Raw genomic sequence first — 19,211 nt, forward strand, 5'->3', positions numbered from 1 at the left:
ATTGCTTACTTTCACGTAAGTAAGCAATGCGAATCCGGCTTTGTAGGGAGCAAGACTATGACCCAATCCTTCCCTGTCCCGCGCACCTGCCCGTATGCCCCGCCGCCCGAGTACGAGCGGATGCGCGAGGAGGCGCCGCTCGTACGGGCCTCCCTGCCCAACGGCGACGTCTGGCTGGTCACCAGGTACGCCGAAGCCCGGCAGGTACTGAACGGCCAGGGCATCAGCACCAGCCCCGCCACCCCCGGCCACCCGAACAACGCGTTCACCGCCGAGGAGCCGACCCAGGAGCAGCGGGAGGTCATGGAACGGTTCAGGGTCGGCCAGTTCATCGACATGGACCCGCCCGAACACGGCCGCTACCGGCGGTTGCTCATCCCCGAGTTCACCGTCCGGCGCGTCAAGGAGATGCGGCCCGGCATCCAGCGGACCGCCGACCTGCTCATCGACGACATGCTCGCCAAGGGCCCGGACGCCGAGCTGGTCGCCGACTTCGGGCTGGCGCTGCCGTCGCTGGTCATCTGCCAGCTGCTCGGCGTGCCGTACGCCGACCACGAGTTCTTCCAGTCGCGTACCCGCACCATGGTGTCCAGCGACAACCCGCAGGCGGGCTTCGCCGCGATCCTGGAGATCAAGGGCTACCTCGACGATCTCGTCACGGAGGCGGAGAAGCAGCCGAAGGACGACCTGCTCGGGCGACTGATCACGGCGGGGGAGGTGAGCCACGACGAGATCGTCGGCATGATCTCGCTGCTGCTCATCGCGGGCCACGAGACCACCGCCAACATGATCCCGCTCGGCGTCCTCACCCTGCTGCGCCACCCCGGTGAGCTGGCCCGGCTGCGGGAGGACCCGGGACTGTGGCCGATGGCGGTCGAGGAGCTGCTGCGCTACCTGTCGATCGTCGACTGGGTGGCCTTCGACCGGGTGGCCGTCGAGGACCAGGAGATCGGCGGTCAGCTCGTCAGGAAGGGTGAGGGCATCTTCGTGCTCGGCGCCTCGGCGAACAGGGACGAGCGGGCCTTCGAGCGGCCGGACGAGTTCGACATCGACCGCGGCGCCCGCCACCATGTCGCCTTCGGTTACGGCGTGCACCAGTGTCTCGGCCAGAACCTGGCCAGGGCCGAACTGGAGATCGCCTACCGGACGCTGTTCGAGCGCATCCCGTCGCTGCGTCTCGCGGTGAACGAGGAGGAGGTTTCGTTCAAGTACAGTCAGGTCATCTTCGGGGCGAATGCCATGCCCGTCACGTGGCGGGACTCATGAAACATCCCCGAAATCGTTCATAGCGTTTTCATGATGGGGCCTTAGCTTAAGAGCATGAGTGAGCCTGCACGGTTGCTGGTGGTGGACGACGAACCCGCGTTGCGCGAGGCGTTGCAGTCGAGCCTCGAATTCGAGGGCTACAAGGTCGTCACAGCGAACGACGGGCAGGCGGCGCTCGACGAGCTGGCGCGCGAGACGTATGACGCGGTGCTGCTCGACGTCATGATGCCGCGCCTCGACGGGCTGACCGCCTGCCGCAGGCTCAGGGCCACGGGCAACCACATCCCCGTGCTCATGCTGACCGCCCGCGACGCGGTCGGCGACCGGGTCTCCGGGCTCGACGCGGGCGCCGACGACTACCTGGTCAAGCCGTTCGAGCTCGACGAGCTGCTGGCCAGGGTCCGCGCCCTGCTGCGGCGGGGCGCGCTGCACACCGGCGCCCCTGAGGTCACGCTGAGCTACGGCGACCTGCGCATGGACCCCGACACCCGCGAGGTGACCAGGGGCGAGCGGCGGCTGGACCTCACCAGGACCGAATACCTGCTGATGGAGCTGTTCCTGTCGCACCCGCGCCAGGTGCTGACCCGCGAGCAGATCCTGGGCGAGGTGTGGGGGTTCGACTTCGAGCCGACGTCCAACTCGCTCGACGTGTACGTGATGTACCTGCGGCGCAAGACCGAGGCCGGTGGCGAGGCACGGGTGATCCACACCGTGCGCGGGGTGGGGTACACGCTGCGAGCGGCGCCGTGAGGAAAGGCAGTCTGCGCTCCCGGATGACCATCCTGGTCGCGGCGGCGGTGGCGATCGCGGTGGCGATCTCGGCGGTGGGCTGCTGGTACATCGTCCGCAGGGAGCTCTCCTATCAGCTCAACGAGTCGCTGAAGCAGATCCACCCGCCGTGGAAGGCCATGAACGACGCGGCGCGGCATTGCTCGGACCAGCCCGTGGACACCGGGGGGCCCGGCGACGGCGGCCCTGCTTGGGCCGAGCCGATGCAGCTCGTCCTCGCCAACGGCACCCGCTGCGTCATGGGCAACACCGCGATCAAGGTCACGCCGCACGACAAGACCATCGCCACGTCGTACCCCAACTCGCAGGAATTCTACGACGGCTACTACGACGACGGCACCCCGGTGCGCGTGCTCGCCACCAACGTCGACAAGGGCGCGGCGCTCGTGGTGGCCAGGCCCCTGGCCGAGCTGAACGGCACGCTGCGCAATCTGGTGCTCATGCTCGCCGGCGTGGCGGCGCTCGGCGTGCTCGTCGCCGCCGGAGCCGGCCTGCTCGTCTCGCGTACGGCCTTGCGCCCCGTCGGCCGCCTCACCAAGGCTGTCGAGCACATCGCCAGAACGGAGGATCTCAATACCCGCATCCCGGTGCGGGGCAATGACGAGATCGCCCGCCTGAGTGCCTCCTTCAACGCCATGACCACCGCGCTGACCGGATCGCGTGAGCGCCAGCAGCAACTCGTCGCCGACGCCGGCCACGAGTTGCGGACCCCGCTGACCACCCTGCGTACCAACATCGACCTGCTGCTGCGCAGCGAGCAGACCGGCCGCAGCCTCGACCCCGGCGCCAAGCAACGGCTGCTCGTCAACGTCAAGGCCCAGTTCGCCGAGCTGTCCACGCTGGTCGGCGACCTGCTGCAGTTGGCCCGCGGCGACACCGACCACGAGCCGCACATCGAGCTGGAGTTGAGCAACGTGGTCCGGGCCGCCGCCGAGCGGGCCCGGCTGCGCGGGGCCGCGGTCGCCACCGATCTGGCCCCCTGGTACGTCGTCGGCGGTCCCGCCTCGTTGGAACGTGCCGTGCTCAACCTCATCGACAACGCCGCCAAGTTCAGCCCGGACGGCGAGGTCCAGGTGACCCTGCGCCAAGGCGAGCTGACCGTACGCGATCACGGCCCCGGCATCCCCGAAGAGGACCTGCCGCATGTCTTCGAGCGCTTCTGGCGTTCGCCGGCGGCACGTGGCCTGCCCGGCTCCGGGCTCGGGTTGGCGATCGTCGCGCAGGCCGTGGCCGAGACCGGGGGAAAGGTCCGCCTGGAGAACGCCCCCGGCGGCGGCGCGATCGCGATCGTCGAACTGCCCGGGAATCTCACCCCGCACTCATAATCGGCTAAGTCGCGTTAAAGACCCGAACGAGAGATTCGGGTCATGCACACAACACTCAAGACCCGCCTGGTCGAGGTGGTCGTCCCGGTCTACAACGAGCAGCGGGCCCTGCGTGACAGCATCGGCCGGCTGCACGCCTACCTGTCGGGGACTTTCCCGTACGACTACCGCATCACGATCGCCGACAACGCCAGCACGGACAACACCTGGCAGCTGGCCATCGAACTGGCCGCCGAGCTGCCCCACGTGCGGGCCGTACACCTGGACGGCAAGGGACGCGGGCGGGCGCTGCGCCAGGTGTGGTCGGAGAGCGACGCGGACGTCGTCAGCTACATGGACGTCGATCTGTCCACCGACCTCGACGCGTTCCTGCCGCTGGTGGCACCGCTGCTGTCGGGCCACAGCGACCTGGCCATCGGCACCAGGCTGGCCAGGGCGTCGCGGGTGGTGCGCGGGCCGAAGCGCGAGTTCATCTCCCGCTCCTACAACCTGCTGCTCCACCTCATGGGCGCCAGGTTCTCCGACGCACAGTGCGGGTTCAAGGCCGTGCGCACCGAGATCGCGCAGGCGCTGCTGCCCGCCGTCGAGGACGAGCAGTGGTTCTTCGACACCGAGTTGCTGCTGCTCGCCGAGCGGCACGGGCTGCGCATCCACGAGGTGCCCGTCGACTGGGTGGACGACCCCGACAGCCGGGTGGACGTCTTCCAGACCGCCAAGGACGACCTGCGCGGCCTGGCCAGGGTGGCCCGCAAGACGCTGTCCGGCGCGGCCCGCATCCCGGTGCCCGCCCGGGTGTCGCAGGCCCAGCTGCCGCGCGGCATGGCCGCGCAGCTGCCGAAGTTCGCCGTCGTGGGCGCGGTGAGCACGCTGGCGTACCTGCTGCTGTTCTCGGGGCTGCGGCAGATGATCCCGGTGCTTCTGGCCAACGCGATCGCGCTGCTGGTGACCGCCGTGGCCAACACCGCCGCCAACCGCCGCTTCACCTTCGGCGTGACCGGGTCGGCCGGGGCCATGCGGCACCAGTTCGAGGGCCTGATCGCGTTCCTGGTCGGGCTGGTGCTGACCACCGGCGGCCTGGCGCTGCTGCCCGACACCGTCTCCCACGGCGTGGAACTGGTCGCGGTCGTCATGGCCAACGCGCTGGCCACGCTGGTCCGCTTCCTCCTGCTGCGGGTCTGGGTCTTCAATCCGAGCCGGAGCACGTCATGACCATGACCCTCGACCACCGCCGCTCTGTTTGGCGCGCCGCTGTTTGGCGCGGCGCCCCGGAAGATCCTCGCTGGTCCCGGCCCGCGCTCTGGATCGTCCTGGCCGTCGCCTTCGTCCTTTATACGTGGGCGCTGAGCGGCAACGCCAACGAGTACTACTCCGCGGCCATCCTGTCGGGCACCAAGAGCTGGAAGGCGTTCTTCTTCGGCGCGCTCGACTCCGGCTCGTTCATCACAGTCGACAAGCCGCCGCTGGCCCTGTGGGTGATGGGGCTGTCGGCGCGGATCTTCGGTTTCAACACGTGGAGCATGCTGATCCCGCAGGCGCTGGCCGGCGTGGCCTCCGTCGGGCTGGTCTACTCGTCGGTACGGCGTGCCTTCCCCGTTCTTCGGCCCGCGTCTGCCCACTCGGAGGTAGGGCAGGCGCACGTGGCCGCCCTGATCGCGGCCGTCGTCATGACGCTCACGCCTATCACGGTGGCGATCAACCGCGACAACAACCCTGACACCATCCTGGTGTTCCTGCTCGTGCTGGCCGCGTGGTTCTGCCTGGAGTCGCTGCGGACCGGGCGGCTGCGGTCGCTGTTGGTGTGCGCGTTGTTCGTCGGGCTGGCGTTCAACGTCAAGATGCTCCAGGCGTACGTGGTCGTGCCTGCCTTTGTCCTGGCGTACCTGCTGTGTGCCCGGGTCTCCTGGGGCAAGCGCGTGGGTCACCTGCTGGCCGCCGGGGCCGTGATGGTGGTGTCGAGCGCTTGGTGGATGGTGATCGTGGACCTCCTGCCTGCGGACTCGCGGCCTTATATCGGTGGTTCGACCGACAACTCCGTCTGGGACCTGGTCATCGGGTACAACGGCCTCGGGCGCATCTTCGGTCAGGGTGGCGGCGGGCCGGGTGGCGGCGGTGGCGGTGCGGGCGGGTTCGGCGGCGGGGGTGGGGCCTCGTTCGGCGGTGCCGCCGGGGCCGATCGGCTGTTCAACGAGACGATGGCGGGTCAGATCTCCTGGCTGCTGCCGTTCTGCGGGCTGGCCCTGGTGTTCGCGCTGACCGCGCGGTGGCGACGCGCCAAGCTCCTTGCGCCGCAAGGGGCCAACACCGCCCAGTGGCGACGCGCCAAGCTCACTGCGCCGCAGGGGGCTGACACGGACACGAGCGCCGGCGCAGTCGCCGTCGCTGAGCCTGGGGCCGCTGCGGGCGCGAGCACTGCCGCCAAGCCTGAGGCGACCACGCCTTGGGTCGGCCTGGTCACGCCCGAGGGTGGCACCGCGTCGGAGGGTGGCACCGCGGTTGGCGCCGGTTACAAGGTCGGCACTGCGCCCAAGGCCACTGCACCGCCCATAGCCGTTGGTGCTTCGGGGGCCGTCGGCACTTCGGGGGTCGCCGGTCAGCCCGGGGCAAACCTCGCCGCGTGGCTGGTCTGGGGTGGCTGGCTGGTCGTGCACTTCATGGTGTTCAGCTTCGCCAGCGGCACCTTCCACCCCTACTACACGACCGCCATGGCGCCGGCCGTCGCCGCCATCACCGCTTTCGGCGGGCTGGCCATGTGGGACGCCTACCGGCGCTCCTCCCAGGTGTGGGCCTGGGCGCTGCCGCTGGGGGTCGCCGTTACGGGCGTGTGGTCGTTCGTGGTGCTCCGCCGTACCCCCGACTTTGTGCCGTGGCTGGCCTGGGCGGTGCTCGCCGCGACCGTGGTCGCGGTGGCGGGACTGGTGCTCGCGAAGTTCCGCAAGGAGATCGCGGTGAAGGCGGCCGCGGTCGCGCTGGTGGCGACGGCGATCGCCGGGCTCGCCGGACCAGCCGCGTTCGCGGTGTCGCCCCTCGGCTCGCAGGTCAACGGCAGCAACCCGACCGCAGGACCGTCCAGCGGCGGGATGGGTTTCGGCCCGGGCGGCGGCGGCTTCCGCGGCCAAATGCCCTCGGGTGAGATGCCGCAGGGCCAGTTCCCGCAGGGCCAGATGCCGCAGGGTCAGATGCCGCAGGGTCAGGACGGGCAGGGCCAGGACGGGCAGGGCCAGGACGGGCAGGGGACGGAGCGGCGGTTCGGGCGGATGGGCGGCGGCGGTCCCGGCGGCGGGATCAGCAGCTCCATGGTCTCCTACCTGGTGGCCAACCAGGGCAAGGCCGAGTGGCTCGTCGCCGTGAGCAGCGCCATGCAGGCGTCCTCGACCATCCTGTCCACGGGCAAGCCGGTCCTAGCCATGGGCGGCTTCACCGGCAGCGACCCCGCCATGACCGTCACCAAGCTCAAGGAACTCGTCTCGTCCGGCAAGCTCCGCTACGTGATGGCCGGTGGCGACGACCGCGGCGGGCCCGGCAGAGGCAACAGCGAGGTCACCACCTGGGTCCAGGCCAACTGTAAGGCCGTGACCGGCCAGGACGGGTTGTACGACTGCTCTTCATGATCCAGCCAGGGGGTCGCGATCTTGTAGCTACGCGGCCCCCAGGACGGGTCTTCACGAGGGTGGAGAGGGCTTCCAAGGGACCGAAGCTCTGGCTTACTCGGGAGAGCGATCCGCGGGCTTCAACGTTCAGCAGTTCGATGATCGGCTCCTTTGAGACGAGATGCACCTGACCGGTGTCTATCCAGAGCATCGAACAGGGCGAAGGGAGGCCCCGGCAAAGGCTTCCCAGCGTCACCCACCTCGAACAGCGATATGGCGTCGCACGCCAAACGATCCTGTAAGCGCTCGGCCTGCTACGAGATCGCGGCCTTGTCTACACGGTAAAGAACCGCGGGAGTTTCGTACGGGCCGGAGCGGACTTCATCACGCATATGGTCGTGGACTCGAAGACACGCATCATCAACCGCAGGGCCAGCGAATCCGAGCGTGGGGAACTCGACCTTGCCGACGACGGCTGGGTAACCGTGGTCGAACGGGGAGGCGACGTGAAGGTCCTGCCCGCGGACAAGGTTGAGATCCGTGGCGCCACGGACTGAGTCAGAAGGACCGAGCGTCCGCTGGAGAGTATGCGCAGCATGAGGGACCCTCATGCGCCTGTATGTGTAACCCATCGCATCAGAGCAATCCTCGGCTGGCACCCGAATACGGGTCCTGGATAGGCGGCTCATCGGCCCGAACTGCAAATCGGCCTGTCCTGAGCGTCCTCCCTGCCCAGCGAACCTGCGGGATGCATCGCCCCTTGGCCATGCATGCGCATAAATGTCGCCATATGGAACTGATCATGCGGTAAGTCGCGTTCCGTGAATCTTGATCGCAAAAATAGATCTTGTGTCCGTTTTATGTGCAGCTTACGCTCAGTCCGTTTGGGATCATGCTCCGAGCCGCACGTGTCGGGAGCCTTCGGGTTCGTGCTGGGTGGGTGGAGCTTCGTCCGGCGTCGCGAGGCGCCCCGCGTGGTTCGGAGTGTGACGGCGTATGCGCCGCAGCCTGTTTGGCGTGCTTTCGGTTGTTCGTAGATGGTTGGTAGCGGTTCTTGCTGTGACCCTGTTGCCAGGGCTGTTGTTGCTTCCCGTTGGGCCGGGTGGCTCGGCAGTGGCATCGGTAGCTGAGACTGTGGCTCAGCGGCCGTTGCTCACTCCCCAGCAGCAGTACGGCGCGGGCTTCGGCACGGCGGCGCAGGTGCCCTCCCGGGTGGTCGAGAGGTCGGCCGAGAGGCGGAAGCGTGATTCGAAGCCGCCTAAGGGTGCCCTTCCGTTGGAGAAGCGTCATGTGCTGTCAGCCGGCCCGGCTGAGAAGGGTTTGAGGACTCCGCCGCCGCTTCCTGACCGTGAAGGCAGGGCGGACAAGCGGGTGTTGGAGGGGATGCTGCCTGGTCAGGAGTCGCATGCGGCAGTGACCTTCGCTCCCAATGCGTCCACGCCGGTGGCATCGTCACTGTGGGTGACTCCGGGGACGTTGTCGGCGAACGGTTGGGTGACGTCGTCGCTGCAGCCGTCGCTGTCGGCGGTTGTGACGGATCCGGGCGGTAGCACGGTCGGTCTGTTGGTGGAGGTTCAGCACGATCCGGCTGTGCCGTCGCAGGGGTCGGGGCTCATCTGGTCGACTGACACCGGGTCCTTCTCCTCTTCGGGCTCGCAAGTATCGGTGGATGTCCCCCAGGGGAAACTGTCCGACGGCTGGTCGGTGCAGTGGCGCGTTCGCCCGAGGGCGTCGGGCACGTATGGTGTTTGGTCGGCATGGCAGTCACTGCGGGTTGACCGGTCGAAACCGTCGGTGTCGTCATTGTCCCCGTCCCCGGGAAGGCTGGCGGCGAAGACGTGGATCACGTCGTCGTTGAGGCCGCTGCTGACGGCGGTGGTTACGGATCCGGATAAGCGTAATGTTGGCGTCAATCTGGAAGTGCGGCATGATCCGGGCGCCCCATCCCAGGGGACGGGATTGATCTACTCCGAGGGCACTGCCGCCACGACTTCCTCTGGCTCGCCTATCTCGATCCTCATGCCTGACGGCAAGCTGTCCAATGGCTGGTCGGTGCAGTGGCGTATGCAGGGATGGGCGGCGTCGACGGATTCCGTGGCCGGACCGTGGTCGGAGTGGCAATCCTTGAAGGTCGCGCCGGTGACAGTGGACTGGGCCTCGCCGGTCGACAACTCACAGGCCGGCTCTTTGACGCCGACGTTGTCCGCTTCTGCCACGCCCGGCGATGAGTCGGCGCAGGTCACGTACTGGTTCCAGGTTTGTGAAGGGACGCCGGGCAACTGGAAGTGGTGCGAGAGCTCGGACCAGTGGGGAGCGTCCAACGGCTGGAAGGTACCCGCCGGGAAGCTGAAGTGGGGCGGCACCTACTGGTGGCAGGTGCAAGCTGCCGCCAGCGGTGAGAAGGAGATCTCGCCGTGGCGGACCTTCACGGTCACCCCGGGACAGGGGACGATTAACGCGCTGCTGGCTTCCGGCACCGACGGACGCGAGTTCAACCACGTGAACGGCAACTACACCCAGACGGTCACCGACGCTTCGGTGGCCACCGCAGGGCCGCCGCTGTCGATCACCCGGACCTACAACAGCCTTGACCCGCGCGCCGACGCCCCGTTCGGTGCGGGATGGACGACGCAATGGGACACGCGGATCCAGGACGAACCGCAAACCAAGACGGTCCTGGTCACCTATCCCAATGGACGCCAGCACCGGTTCGCCGCCAAGGGAGATGGCAGTTACGCGGCTCCACTGGGTGTGCTGGCCAAGCTGGCCACCGTCGCGGGCGGCGGCTGGCGGCTGATGGATCAGGCGTCCACCTCTTTCTGGTTCGATGCCCAGGGCCGCCTGACCAAGATCAGTGATGCCCGCAACCGGGGGCAGCAGTTGGCCTACGGCACCGATGGAAAACTCGCGAAGATCACTGCGACGGCGGGCGGCCGGTCGCTGACGTTGGTCTGGACGGGCAACCATGTCACCAGCGTGTCCACCGACCCGGTCGACGGGAAGACGCTGACGTGGACCTACAGCTACGAGGGCGACACGCTCACCGCGGTGTGCCCGCCAAACGCCGGGACGCAGTGCACCACCTACGCCTACACCGCAGGCTCGCGTTATCGCACCGTAGCGGTGGACACCAAGCCGACCGGCTACTGGCGTCTGGGCGATACACAAGTAGCATTGGGCTCCAAGATCGCAGACTCTGCCGAATGGGACGTCGACCCGAACGAAGCCATACTCGACGGCGATACCTTTGATGCCACCATCGGCGTCGCTGGCGCCCTTGCCGGGACCAGTAATAAGGCGATGCGCTTCAAGGGCGCCTCGAACTCCGCCTACGTGCGTTTACCGCATGCTGCGATCAGCCGCAACGGCGGTTTTCTCGCACTCGAGGCTTGGTTCAAGACCACGGCCTCCGGCACCGTGATCGGCTACGACACTTTCCCGGCTGGCGCTGCCATCCCCGCCATCTATGTGGGCAAGGACGGAAAACTCCGCGGCCAGTTCAACACTGGCACAGCCAACCCGATCACCTCTGCCACCATCGTCAACGACGACACGTGGCATCACGTCGTGCTGTCGGGAGCGGAGAACACCCAGACCCTCTACCTCGACGGGCAAACCGTTGGCACCCTCGACGGCACCATCACCAATCTCGACCGAACCGATGCGCAAATCGGCTACGGATACGCCTCCACCTCCTGGCCATCGACCGTCACCACCAGCGGAGCCTTCCCATTCGCGGGTGACATCGACGAGGTCGCGATCTACGGCAAGCCACTCGGCCTGGCCGAGGTCCGAACCCACTTCGCGGCCCGGCTGGCGCAGCCGCAACTGACCAAGGCCACCCTGCCGTCCGGGCGAGTCTGGTCGATCAACACCTACGACGCCGACGGCGGCCGCCTGCAGACGCACACCGACCACCACGGCGGCACCTGGAAGCTGGGCAGCCTGCAGTACAGCGCGACCGCCAGAGGCGACGAGGACATCGTGGCGACAACCGCCGCCGTCACCGACCCGCGAAACGGCACCTTGACCTATGTCAACGAGGGTGACCGTGACTACCGTCCCATCTCGGTGACCGACCAACTCGGCAAGGTCACCACGTACCAATACGACACCGGCGGCTTCCTGGCCAAGACCACTGATCGTAACGGGAACGACTTCCGGCTCTACAACGACGAACGCGGCAACCCGATCAGCAGCGAATCCTGCCGCAAGGCGGATGACTGTCAGCGGGACTATGCCACGTATTACCTGAACAAGAACGACGAGTTCGACCCGCGCAACGGCCGCCAACTCACCTATCGTGACGCGCGCACGTTGCGCGCAACCGACGACACCTACACCACCGCCGCGGAGTACAACCAGTACGGCGAACAGGTCAAAGAGACGACCCCGAAGACGCCCGACTTCCCTGACGGCCGCTCGACCAGTGTCTCCTACACCGACGGCAGCGAGCCGGCGGTCGGCGGCGGCAGCACTCCGGCGGGCCTGATCGCATCACAGACTGACGGTCGCGGCAGCACCTGGACCTACCGCTACAGCGCAGCCGGAGATCTGGCCGAGCAGACGGATCCGGCGGGGTTACTGGTCAAGCTGAGTTATGACGCGCTGGGCCGCTTACGTGAAAAGTCGGAGATATCGCAGGCTTATCCCGATGGCGTGAAGACCACTTTCACCTACGACGAGGCCGGCCGGCCGAAGACACAGACCGAGCCTGGCGTGAAGAACGAGGTCTCCGGGGTCACGCACACCAAGCGCGTCACGTACGCCTACGATCCGGACGGCAACAAGCTGAGCGAGACGATCGCCGACCTGACCGGCGGGGATGCCGAACGCTTGACCGTCTACACCTACGACAACCAAGGGCAAGTTGAGACGGTCACCGACCCTGGGGGCGGTGTCGTCCGGCAGAGCTGGAACACCTTGGGCCACTTGGCCACGGTGACTGATGCCCGGGGTGCGGTGGTCGACTACGGTTACAGTGAGCGCGGCCAGTTGGCCTCGCGCACGTTGAAGGGCTGGACCGGCAGCCCGGTCAACCCGCAGGCGGCCAAGGACGTGGTGCTGGAGTCGTTCCACTACGACGCGGGCGGACGGATGGACTGGCGAATCGACGCCATGGGTCGCAAGACCACGTTCACGTACTTCAAGGACAACCTGCTGGACCAGAAGATCGCCGACGACGTCAAGCTGAACGACTCCACGAGTACTACGCAGGATGTGGTGCTGGAGGATCACACCTACGACGCGGCGGGCAATGAGATCAAGCTGGTCACCGGCGGGGACAAGGCCATTACCACCGACTATGTCTATGACGCCGCCGGTCGGCTGACCTCGAAGATCTTCGATCCCACCGCCCTGGCCCGCAAGACGGCCTTCGTCTACGACGCCAACGGCAACGTGCTCAAGACGACTCGCACTGGTGCCGGTTCCAGCCGCGCTGAGATCACCGAGTACGCCTACAACAAGGTCAACCAGGTCACCAAGACCACGGTGGAGAACGGTGATCAGGACCTGGTCTCCACCACCACCTACGACGATCGCGGCCTGGCCGTCGCCGGCACCGACCCGCGCGGTAATGCCTCCGGCGCGAATGCGGCTGACTTCACCACCACCATGCGCTACGACCCGCTCGGCCGCCTCATCGAGGCAAGCGGCCCGCAGATCAAGGTGGACAAGGCCGGCACCTCCAGCGACGCCCACCCCACCGCCCACTACGGCTACAACACGCTCGGCGCCAAGACCCACGAGGCGGATGCCGAGGGCCGGACGGTCACTTCGGTCTTCGACAAGGCCGGCCGACTGACCAGCCAGAGAGCCCCCAGCTACACCCCGCCCGGCGGCACCGCCCTCACCCCCACGACCGCATATGGCTACGACACGGCCGGTCAGCTGATCACCACCACCGACCCGCGCGGCTACGTCACGATGTCTGAGTACGACAAGCTCGGCCGCCAGGTCCGCATCACCGACCCTGCCCCGGACGGCCAGACCCCAGGCCGCTCGATCATCGAGTACGACATGGCCGGGGAGAAGCTGGCCACCGTCGACCCGACCGGCGCCCGCAGTGAGGCCACCTACGACGACCTGGGTCGCCAGGTCACCCAGACGCAGATCGAACGCAAGCCTGCCGCGGCCGCTTACACCACCAACCTGTTCTACAGCCAGGCTGGCTTCCTCACCAAGACGGTCGCCCCCGGCAACAAGACCATCGACTACTCGCCGAACGCCGCCGGGGAGGTCGAGACGCAGATCGTCGCGCAGGGCACGGCCACGGCGATCACCACCACGATGAAGTACGACCTGGCCGGCCGCCTGATCAAGAGCGCCGATGGGCGAGGCAACTCCACCACCGCCGAGTACGACCTGGCCGGCCGCAAGATCGGCACCCAGGACCTGGAAGGCTCGACCATCCGGCGCACCACCGGCGTCGGCTACGACCCGGCCGGTAACCAGACCAGCGTCACCTCCGGCGAGGGCCACACCACCCGGCAGACCTTCGACGCGCTCAACCACCTCACCTCACTGATCGAGCCGATCTCGGCCACCGACTCGATCACCACCAGCTTCGGCTACGACGCCACCGGCGCCCGCACCCGCCTCACCGACGGCCGCGGCAACGCCACCTGGACCACCTACAACAGCCTCGCATTAGCCGAAACGGTCACCGAACCGGCCAGCACCGCCCACCCGGCCGCCGCCGACCGCACCTGGACCACCGGCTATGACGCGGCCGGCAACCCCACCACCGTCATCCAGCCCGGCGGGGTGCGCGTCGACCGCACCTTCGACCACCTCGGACGGCTCACCAAGGAAACCGGCGCGGGCGGCGGTGCCGCCACTGCGGAGCGCACCTTCGGCTACGACTTGGCCGACCGGCCCACCACCATCGGCGACCTGACCGTCGACTACAACGACCGCACCCTGCCCTTGTCGATCAAGCGCGGCACGACCCAGCTGACCGGCTACGCCTACGACGGCCTCGGCAACCCCACCCAGCGCATGGACGCCGCCGGCACCGCCACCTTCACCTGGGACGCCAACAACCGGCCCGCAACCGCCACCGACCCGGTCACCGGCCGCAAACTCACCTACGGCTACGACGCGGCCGACAACCTGTCCTCGCTGACCGCCACCACCGGGACCACCACGGTCGACACCCAGATCTTCACCTACGACTACCTGAACCGCCCCGAATCCCAGACCCTGCGCAAGGGCACCAGCACCGGCACCCAACTCGCCAAGATCACCTACGGCTGGGACAAGGACGACAACCTCACCACCAAGACCACCGCAGGCCTGGCCGGAGCCGGCACCAACACCTACGGCTACGACCACGCCGGCAGGCTGACGTCCTGGACCGCCTCGGGTGGCGCCACCACAGCCTACGAGTGGGACAAGTCCGGAAACCGCACCAAGGCCGGCACCAAGACCTACACCTACGACGAACGCAACCGCCTCACCACCGGCGACGGCACCACCTACACCTACACCCCACGCGGCACCCTGGCCACGGAAACCAAAGCCGGCGCCACCACCAACTACACCTTCGACGCCTTCGACCGCCTCATCGCCGACGGCGACTCGCTGTACAGCTACGACGCCCTCGACCGCGTCACCTCCCGCATCAAAGGCGCGGCCAAGCAGAATTTCGCCTACGCCGGACTGAGCAACGACCTGGCCGCCCTCACCGACAGCAGCGGCGCCATCCAGGCCAAGTACGGCCGCGACGCAGGAGGCACGCTCCTCGGCCAGCAAGAAGGCACCAACCCCGCCCTGGCCACACTGACCGACCTGCACGGCGACCTAGTTGCCACCTACAACACCACCGCGCTGGCCACTACCACCGCATACGACCCGTTCGGCACCGTCACTGCCCAAACCGGCGTCAAGACCACCATCGGCTACCAGGGCGAATACACCGATCCGGACACCGGCAAGGTCAACATGCACGCTCGCTGGTACCAACCCGGCACCGGAGCCTTCCCCAGCCGCGACACCGCCACCCTCAACCCCAGCCCCTCCGTTCAGGCCAACCGCTACACCTACGCCAATGCCTCACCAATGACCGGCATCGACCCCACCGGCCACGAAAGCATCATCATCTCCGGCGACGCGGTCGGCGGCACCTGGAACTCCCCCTACACGCCAGGCATCGACTACCAAACAGCCGTCGACTACTACGCCCAGCACGGCATGATGATTGGAGGAGGCGGCACAGGAAGCGGACTGTGCATCGGCAGCTGCGGCTCCATCGGCAACTACTCAGGAGGAGCCATCGCCTGCGACATCTGGGGATGCGCAGGTGCCGAGGTCGATCCGAGCTGGGCCCGGATGATCGAACTGGAGAAGGAGAAGAAATTCTGGTTCGGTGACGACGAACTTGCGAGGCTGGGCTGGAAGGTCATGCATAACGGCAGGCCAGTCGAGAAGGGCGTGCCTTATTGGAAGATGTCGAAGGAAGCACAAGACTACTTCCTGGAGCTCTACGTGCCTTACTTCGAGTCCGCTCATGAATATCAAACCCTTGCAGGACTGGCAATGCTGGCAGCTGGCGACCTCGACCAATACATAGTGTCCGGCCCGGCTGCGGGGGATTTGACGGCGAAAAGGGCAGGAATCCCCGAATGGCTCAAGGGCGTATTCAACAGCATGCAGAACGGAGTAGGGGCTGCCGTCCAATTCATCAAAGATCTCGGTGCCAAGGCGATCGAGATCGGAGTAAAAGCCTTCCGTAAGCTCTACCCTTACATACCCAATAACATCGTCGCCGCTATGTTCGCCAATAGCAACCTCAGGGAAGTGGAACGCGACGTCATAGCCTGGGCTGATTCGGTAAAGGGAAATTGCGGCACACATCGGGGGATGTTGATGTGTACTGGGATGCCGGATAAGTATATCCCGAACGGGCGTAGCGGTTATACGATCGCCGGTGTATTCGTCACCAGGCTATGGTCAAAGGACATCGATGCGGACCTTGCCAAACACGAGAAGATTCATCGCGACCAGTGGTACTACTATGCCAATCAAACCGGATACTGGTTCGCCTTTCCCATTCTCTATGCGGCCGCCGGATTCGACGCATGCAAGAACCGCTTTGAAATAGAAGCGGGCCTGGGTGACGGCCAGTACCGCTGTTGACATACCGTAACGCTGTCGCGAGGATCCATAGCATGAAGAGGACCATAACCTTTCTGGCGCTCAGCTTCCTGGTGGTGGCCTGTGGCTACGGAAGCCCGGCGCAGATGGGCGCGACCGGGGTCACCGTGACTGCCAACGGGCAGCTCGTGATGGTGACGTCCTGGTGTGCTGGGAGCGCCCCGGACGGCGTGCAGGTCTACCGTTACGACACTGCTGGCGAACTGCAGGACCAGGCAGACATCAAGGCGCCGTCGCTGACCGGCGGCAGCGCCTCCCTGAACTTGGAGGAGATACCCGCCGGGTGGTCTCTCCGGGAAGGAAACCTGAAGTTCGAGGACGGGGTGAAGTATAGGGTTGCCGCCTATTCCTCGAAAACTAATGCCATGTTCAGATCTGTTGATTTCACGACCAAGGTGAAGAAGGATGTTCCGCTCGACAGAATTTTGATCCAGGATTATCTGCCCGACCGTGACAAGAATGTCCTTCTGACTGACGGCGAGTTCAAGGCGCGGGCGCGACTCTATTGCTGAGCAAAGTGTGCTCACGAAAAGAGGCTACAGGGGTCTCGCATCGCGTCACCTTGGTGGCGACCTCAATGCCGTGCCGGCGGGTCATAACAGCTTGGGCCTTCTTCTCCACTCTTGCGGCGCCTGCGCCTGCCACGCTTGATGCGCTTCTAGCGCTTTCGCTCGTTCGTCAGTAAGAGGGCTCTTCCTCGTTTCTTCCGAGGGTAGGGCTGGCTGGTGTGCCGCGATTGAGGAGCGCCGTAGCCTGGCATCATCTGTCTTGCCCTTTTGGACCAAAAGGAAGGGCGCACGCAGTGATCGATGTTGGGCCGGACATCCCGCTCTGGTTGAGCGGGATCCTCGCCGTCACGGTTCTCCTTGGGTGGCTGAGCGTCGCCGCCGCCAAGGTGATCAAGGAGTTCATGCCGAGCGGCAGCAGGGATCGCAAGGAGCTTTGGTACACGTTTCTTGAGCACCGCCGAGCTCAGGGCCCCGGCGTTGATTCGATTTGTCGAGTTCCGGCACGTTGATCAGATGTTGTAGACGGCGGAGGCGGCATTGTGATCGAGCAGGTCACGGCGGACATGGGCGATGTTGGCGCGGTCTGCCAGGCGCATGGTGCTGATGACCAGGTTGCGGAAGCTGGCCAGGACTCGGGGTACGGCACCGGTCCTGACCTGGGGAATGGTCCTCGCGGAAGGTGACGTCGCGGACCCAGTGGAGACGATTTTCCACGGTCCAGTGCGCGCGTTCGTAGTGGTTGAGGTGAGCGTACGGCAGGTAACTGATCGCCGACTTCATCATTGGTGCCACCTGCCTGGACGGGACCGTGGTGCCCCGCAGGCAGGCAAGCCCCAAGAGTGATCTTCAAGCTCCATCCCTCTGACCGCACGCGAATTGGGGCGGAGCCGGCGGTCGAGGAACCTGGAGTCCAGGTTCCCCGTCGCCTGCAGCGTTCGATCAGGCGATGTCGAATTCGCCGTCGTTGACGCCTGAGAGGAAGGCGGTCCACTCCGAGAGGGTGAAGATCAACGGTTGGTCGGAGCGGTGCCGGGAGTTGCGGACGGCGATCACTCCGGGCAGGTTGGTAGCGACTTCTACGCAGTTGCCGCCGTCCCCGCCGCTGTGGCTGCTCTTTCGCCATTCGGCGTGCTGAAGGTCCGGGGTGTCACTGTGGGCCATGCGTCATCACGTCCTTGATGATGTTCAACGATAGATGGTGCGGATAGGCCTCTGAGCGGACGCAATCGTAACGCCGCAGAACGCCGGAGATAATGGCCCGATCCTCATACGCTCGGCCGTGTGGTTGCGACTCCACGTACACCGTCGATGGTGTCCCGTGTCGCTCGGCGATGATCAGCCCGCCGAGCAGCCCCGCGTATGCTCCGGCGTTGTACGGCACGACCTGTACGGAGATCTGGCGATGTTGAGCCAGTTTCAGGATGTGGGCTAGCTGGTCTCGCATCACCTCCGTGCCTCCGACGGGCCTGCGCAGGACTCCTTCGTCCATGATGGCGGTGACTGTCGGCGGCTTGTCCCTGGTCAAGACTCTCTGGCGTTGCATGCGGGCTTCGGTGCGTTCGTCCACCTCCTTGGGGGTGATTCCGGGTTCGGCGGCGAACAGTGCGCGGGCGTATGCCTCGGTTTGCAGGAGTCCGGTTACCAGCATCGGCTCCCAGCTGCGTAGCGCTGTGGCCTCCTGCTCCTCATCGAGCCAGGCGCGGAAATGCTCGGGGCTGCCGGCCCAGGTCGTACGGACGTACAGCTGGCCGAATTCCTCTACGCCGAACTCGGTATCGAGGAGGTCCGCGAGATGCTGCGTCGGGCGGCGCCGACCCTGCTCGACCATGCCGATCTGGCTTTCGGAGTAGCCGAGCCGGTCGGCCAGATCGCGTTGGGTCAGCCCGCCCGAGGTGCGGAGCCGCCGAAGTAGGTAGGCGAACGCGGCCCGCGGGCTCTCGTCCGGGTCAATCTCCCCTGATCTGGACATAGACCTCCGATCGTGACTCTCCGCGATCGATCCGCTACGCAGCAAGCCTACAAAGAGTGTGATGTGACTGTGGGGTGATTCTGATGTCACTCTCCGTTCGCAATCGTCATTCTGGTGAGAGCCAACCCACCCGGAGAGCGAGGTGAGAACGTGAACACCCACAAGCCCACCGTCCAATCTGTGGGCGCGCAGCCGACTTCCTCGCTCGCGGAGGAATGCGCCGCCGAGCTCATCCAGCCCCTTGCTCGGCAGCACAACATCCCTTCGTTCGCTCTGCCACTACAAGGCGACGAGGTCATCATCTCGATCTACATCGGCCTGCTGGTCCACACCGACGGGGCCCGGCTCTGGTGGCTCGTCCCCAACGCCCGTGAGCGCCCGGCGCCGCTATGGACGTACGCCGTTACTGTGCAGGCCGCGGCGGAACGGCTCGCCGCCCACTACCACGAACTGGGCAGTCGCCCTTTGGCCGAGTTGCTACCCGCAACCGGCAGGGAGATATGGCGCGGAGCCGCCTACCTCGCCCGCAACCCGCGCCCATAAACGCTGGCAAGCCCCGTTGGGCACGCGGATGTCCCCGTGGTGCCCGCATGCCTGACGGGGGCTA

At 66.2% G+C, this 19,211-nt stretch carries 12 protein-coding genes; 10 read left to right on the plus strand and 2 right to left on the minus strand.

What is annotated here, in order from left to right:
* Positions 1–57 precede the first annotated feature (57 nt).
* From ACGFNP_RS28645 to ACGFNP_RS28685, 9 genes are all read left to right on the plus strand, one after another.
* A complete protein-coding gene (locus ACGFNP_RS28645; protein ID WP_358312982.1) occupies positions 58–1,266 on the plus strand; it encodes a cytochrome P450 in 1,209 nt (402 codons plus the stop codon).
* Between the two features lie 54 nt (positions 1,267–1,320).
* Positions 1,321–2,016: a response regulator transcription factor gene (locus ACGFNP_RS28650; RefSeq protein ID WP_219539017.1), complete on the plus strand. Its 696-nt coding sequence runs from the start codon at positions 1,321–1,323 to the stop codon at positions 2,014–2,016.
* On the plus strand, positions 2,013–3,380 hold the full coding sequence (locus ACGFNP_RS28655) for a sensor histidine kinase (protein WP_393324152.1): 1,368 nt from the start codon (positions 2,013–2,015) through the stop codon (positions 3,378–3,380). Before ACGFNP_RS28650 ends, ACGFNP_RS28655 begins: the two co-directional genes overlap by 4 nt.
* Positions 3,381–3,422: 42 nt before the next feature.
* Positions 3,423–4,589 carry a glycosyltransferase gene (locus ACGFNP_RS28660; RefSeq protein ID WP_393324155.1) on the plus strand — a complete coding sequence of 389 codons (1,167 nt, stop codon included), beginning with the start codon at positions 3,423–3,425 and terminating at the stop codon, positions 4,587–4,589.
* The gene (locus ACGFNP_RS28665) at positions 4,586–6,988 is read left to right on the plus strand and encodes a glycosyltransferase family 39 protein (RefSeq protein ID WP_393324158.1); all 2,403 of its coding nucleotides are present in this window, start codon (positions 4,586–4,588) and stop codon (positions 6,986–6,988) included. Before ACGFNP_RS28660 ends, ACGFNP_RS28665 begins: the two co-directional genes overlap by 4 nt.
* Positions 6,989–7,365: 377 nt before the next feature.
* The gene (locus tag ACGFNP_RS28670) at positions 7,366–7,524 is read left to right on the plus strand and encodes a hypothetical protein (protein WP_393324161.1); all 159 of its coding nucleotides are present in this window, start codon (positions 7,366–7,368) and stop codon (positions 7,522–7,524) included.
* Between the two features lie 718 nt (positions 7,525–8,242).
* Positions 8,243–16,108 (plus strand): RHS repeat-associated core domain-containing protein, encoded by a 7,866-nt coding sequence (locus ACGFNP_RS28675; protein WP_393324164.1) that lies wholly within the window; start codon positions 8,243–8,245, stop codon positions 16,106–16,108.
* Positions 16,109–16,140: 32 nt separating this feature from the next.
* Positions 16,141–16,638 carry a hypothetical protein gene (locus ACGFNP_RS28680; protein WP_393324167.1) on the plus strand — a complete coding sequence of 166 codons (498 nt, stop codon included), beginning with the start codon at positions 16,141–16,143 and terminating at the stop codon, positions 16,636–16,638.
* 290 nt (positions 16,639–16,928) lie between these two features.
* Positions 16,929–17,144: a hypothetical protein gene (locus ACGFNP_RS28685; RefSeq protein WP_393324170.1), complete on the plus strand. Its 216-nt coding sequence runs from the start codon at positions 16,929–16,931 to the stop codon at positions 17,142–17,144.
* 430 nt (positions 17,145–17,574) lie between these two features.
* On the opposite strand, the gene ACGFNP_RS28690 is transcribed toward ACGFNP_RS28685, so the two are convergent.
* On the minus strand, positions 17,575–17,796 hold the full coding sequence (locus ACGFNP_RS28690; RefSeq protein ID WP_393324173.1) for a DUF397 domain-containing protein: 222 nt from the start codon (positions 17,794–17,796) through the stop codon (positions 17,575–17,577).
* Positions 17,783–18,604 carry a helix-turn-helix domain-containing protein gene (locus tag ACGFNP_RS28695; protein WP_393324176.1) on the minus strand — a complete coding sequence of 274 codons (822 nt, stop codon included), beginning with the start codon at positions 18,602–18,604 and terminating at the stop codon, positions 17,783–17,785. The genes ACGFNP_RS28690 and ACGFNP_RS28695 overlap by 14 nt, the downstream gene beginning before the upstream one ends.
* A gap of 150 nt (positions 18,605–18,754) precedes the next feature.
* Between ACGFNP_RS28695 and ACGFNP_RS28700 the strand changes: the two genes are divergently transcribed.
* Positions 18,755–19,147, plus strand: a complete 393-nt coding sequence (locus ACGFNP_RS28700; protein ID WP_393324178.1) for a hypothetical protein — start codon at positions 18,755–18,757, stop codon at positions 19,145–19,147.
* Positions 19,148–19,211: the final 64 nt, after the last annotated feature.

It is taken from the genome of Nonomuraea sp. NPDC049269, from assembly GCF_043197155.1.
Taxonomy (GTDB): domain Bacteria; phylum Actinomycetota; class Actinomycetes; order Streptosporangiales; family Streptosporangiaceae; genus Nonomuraea.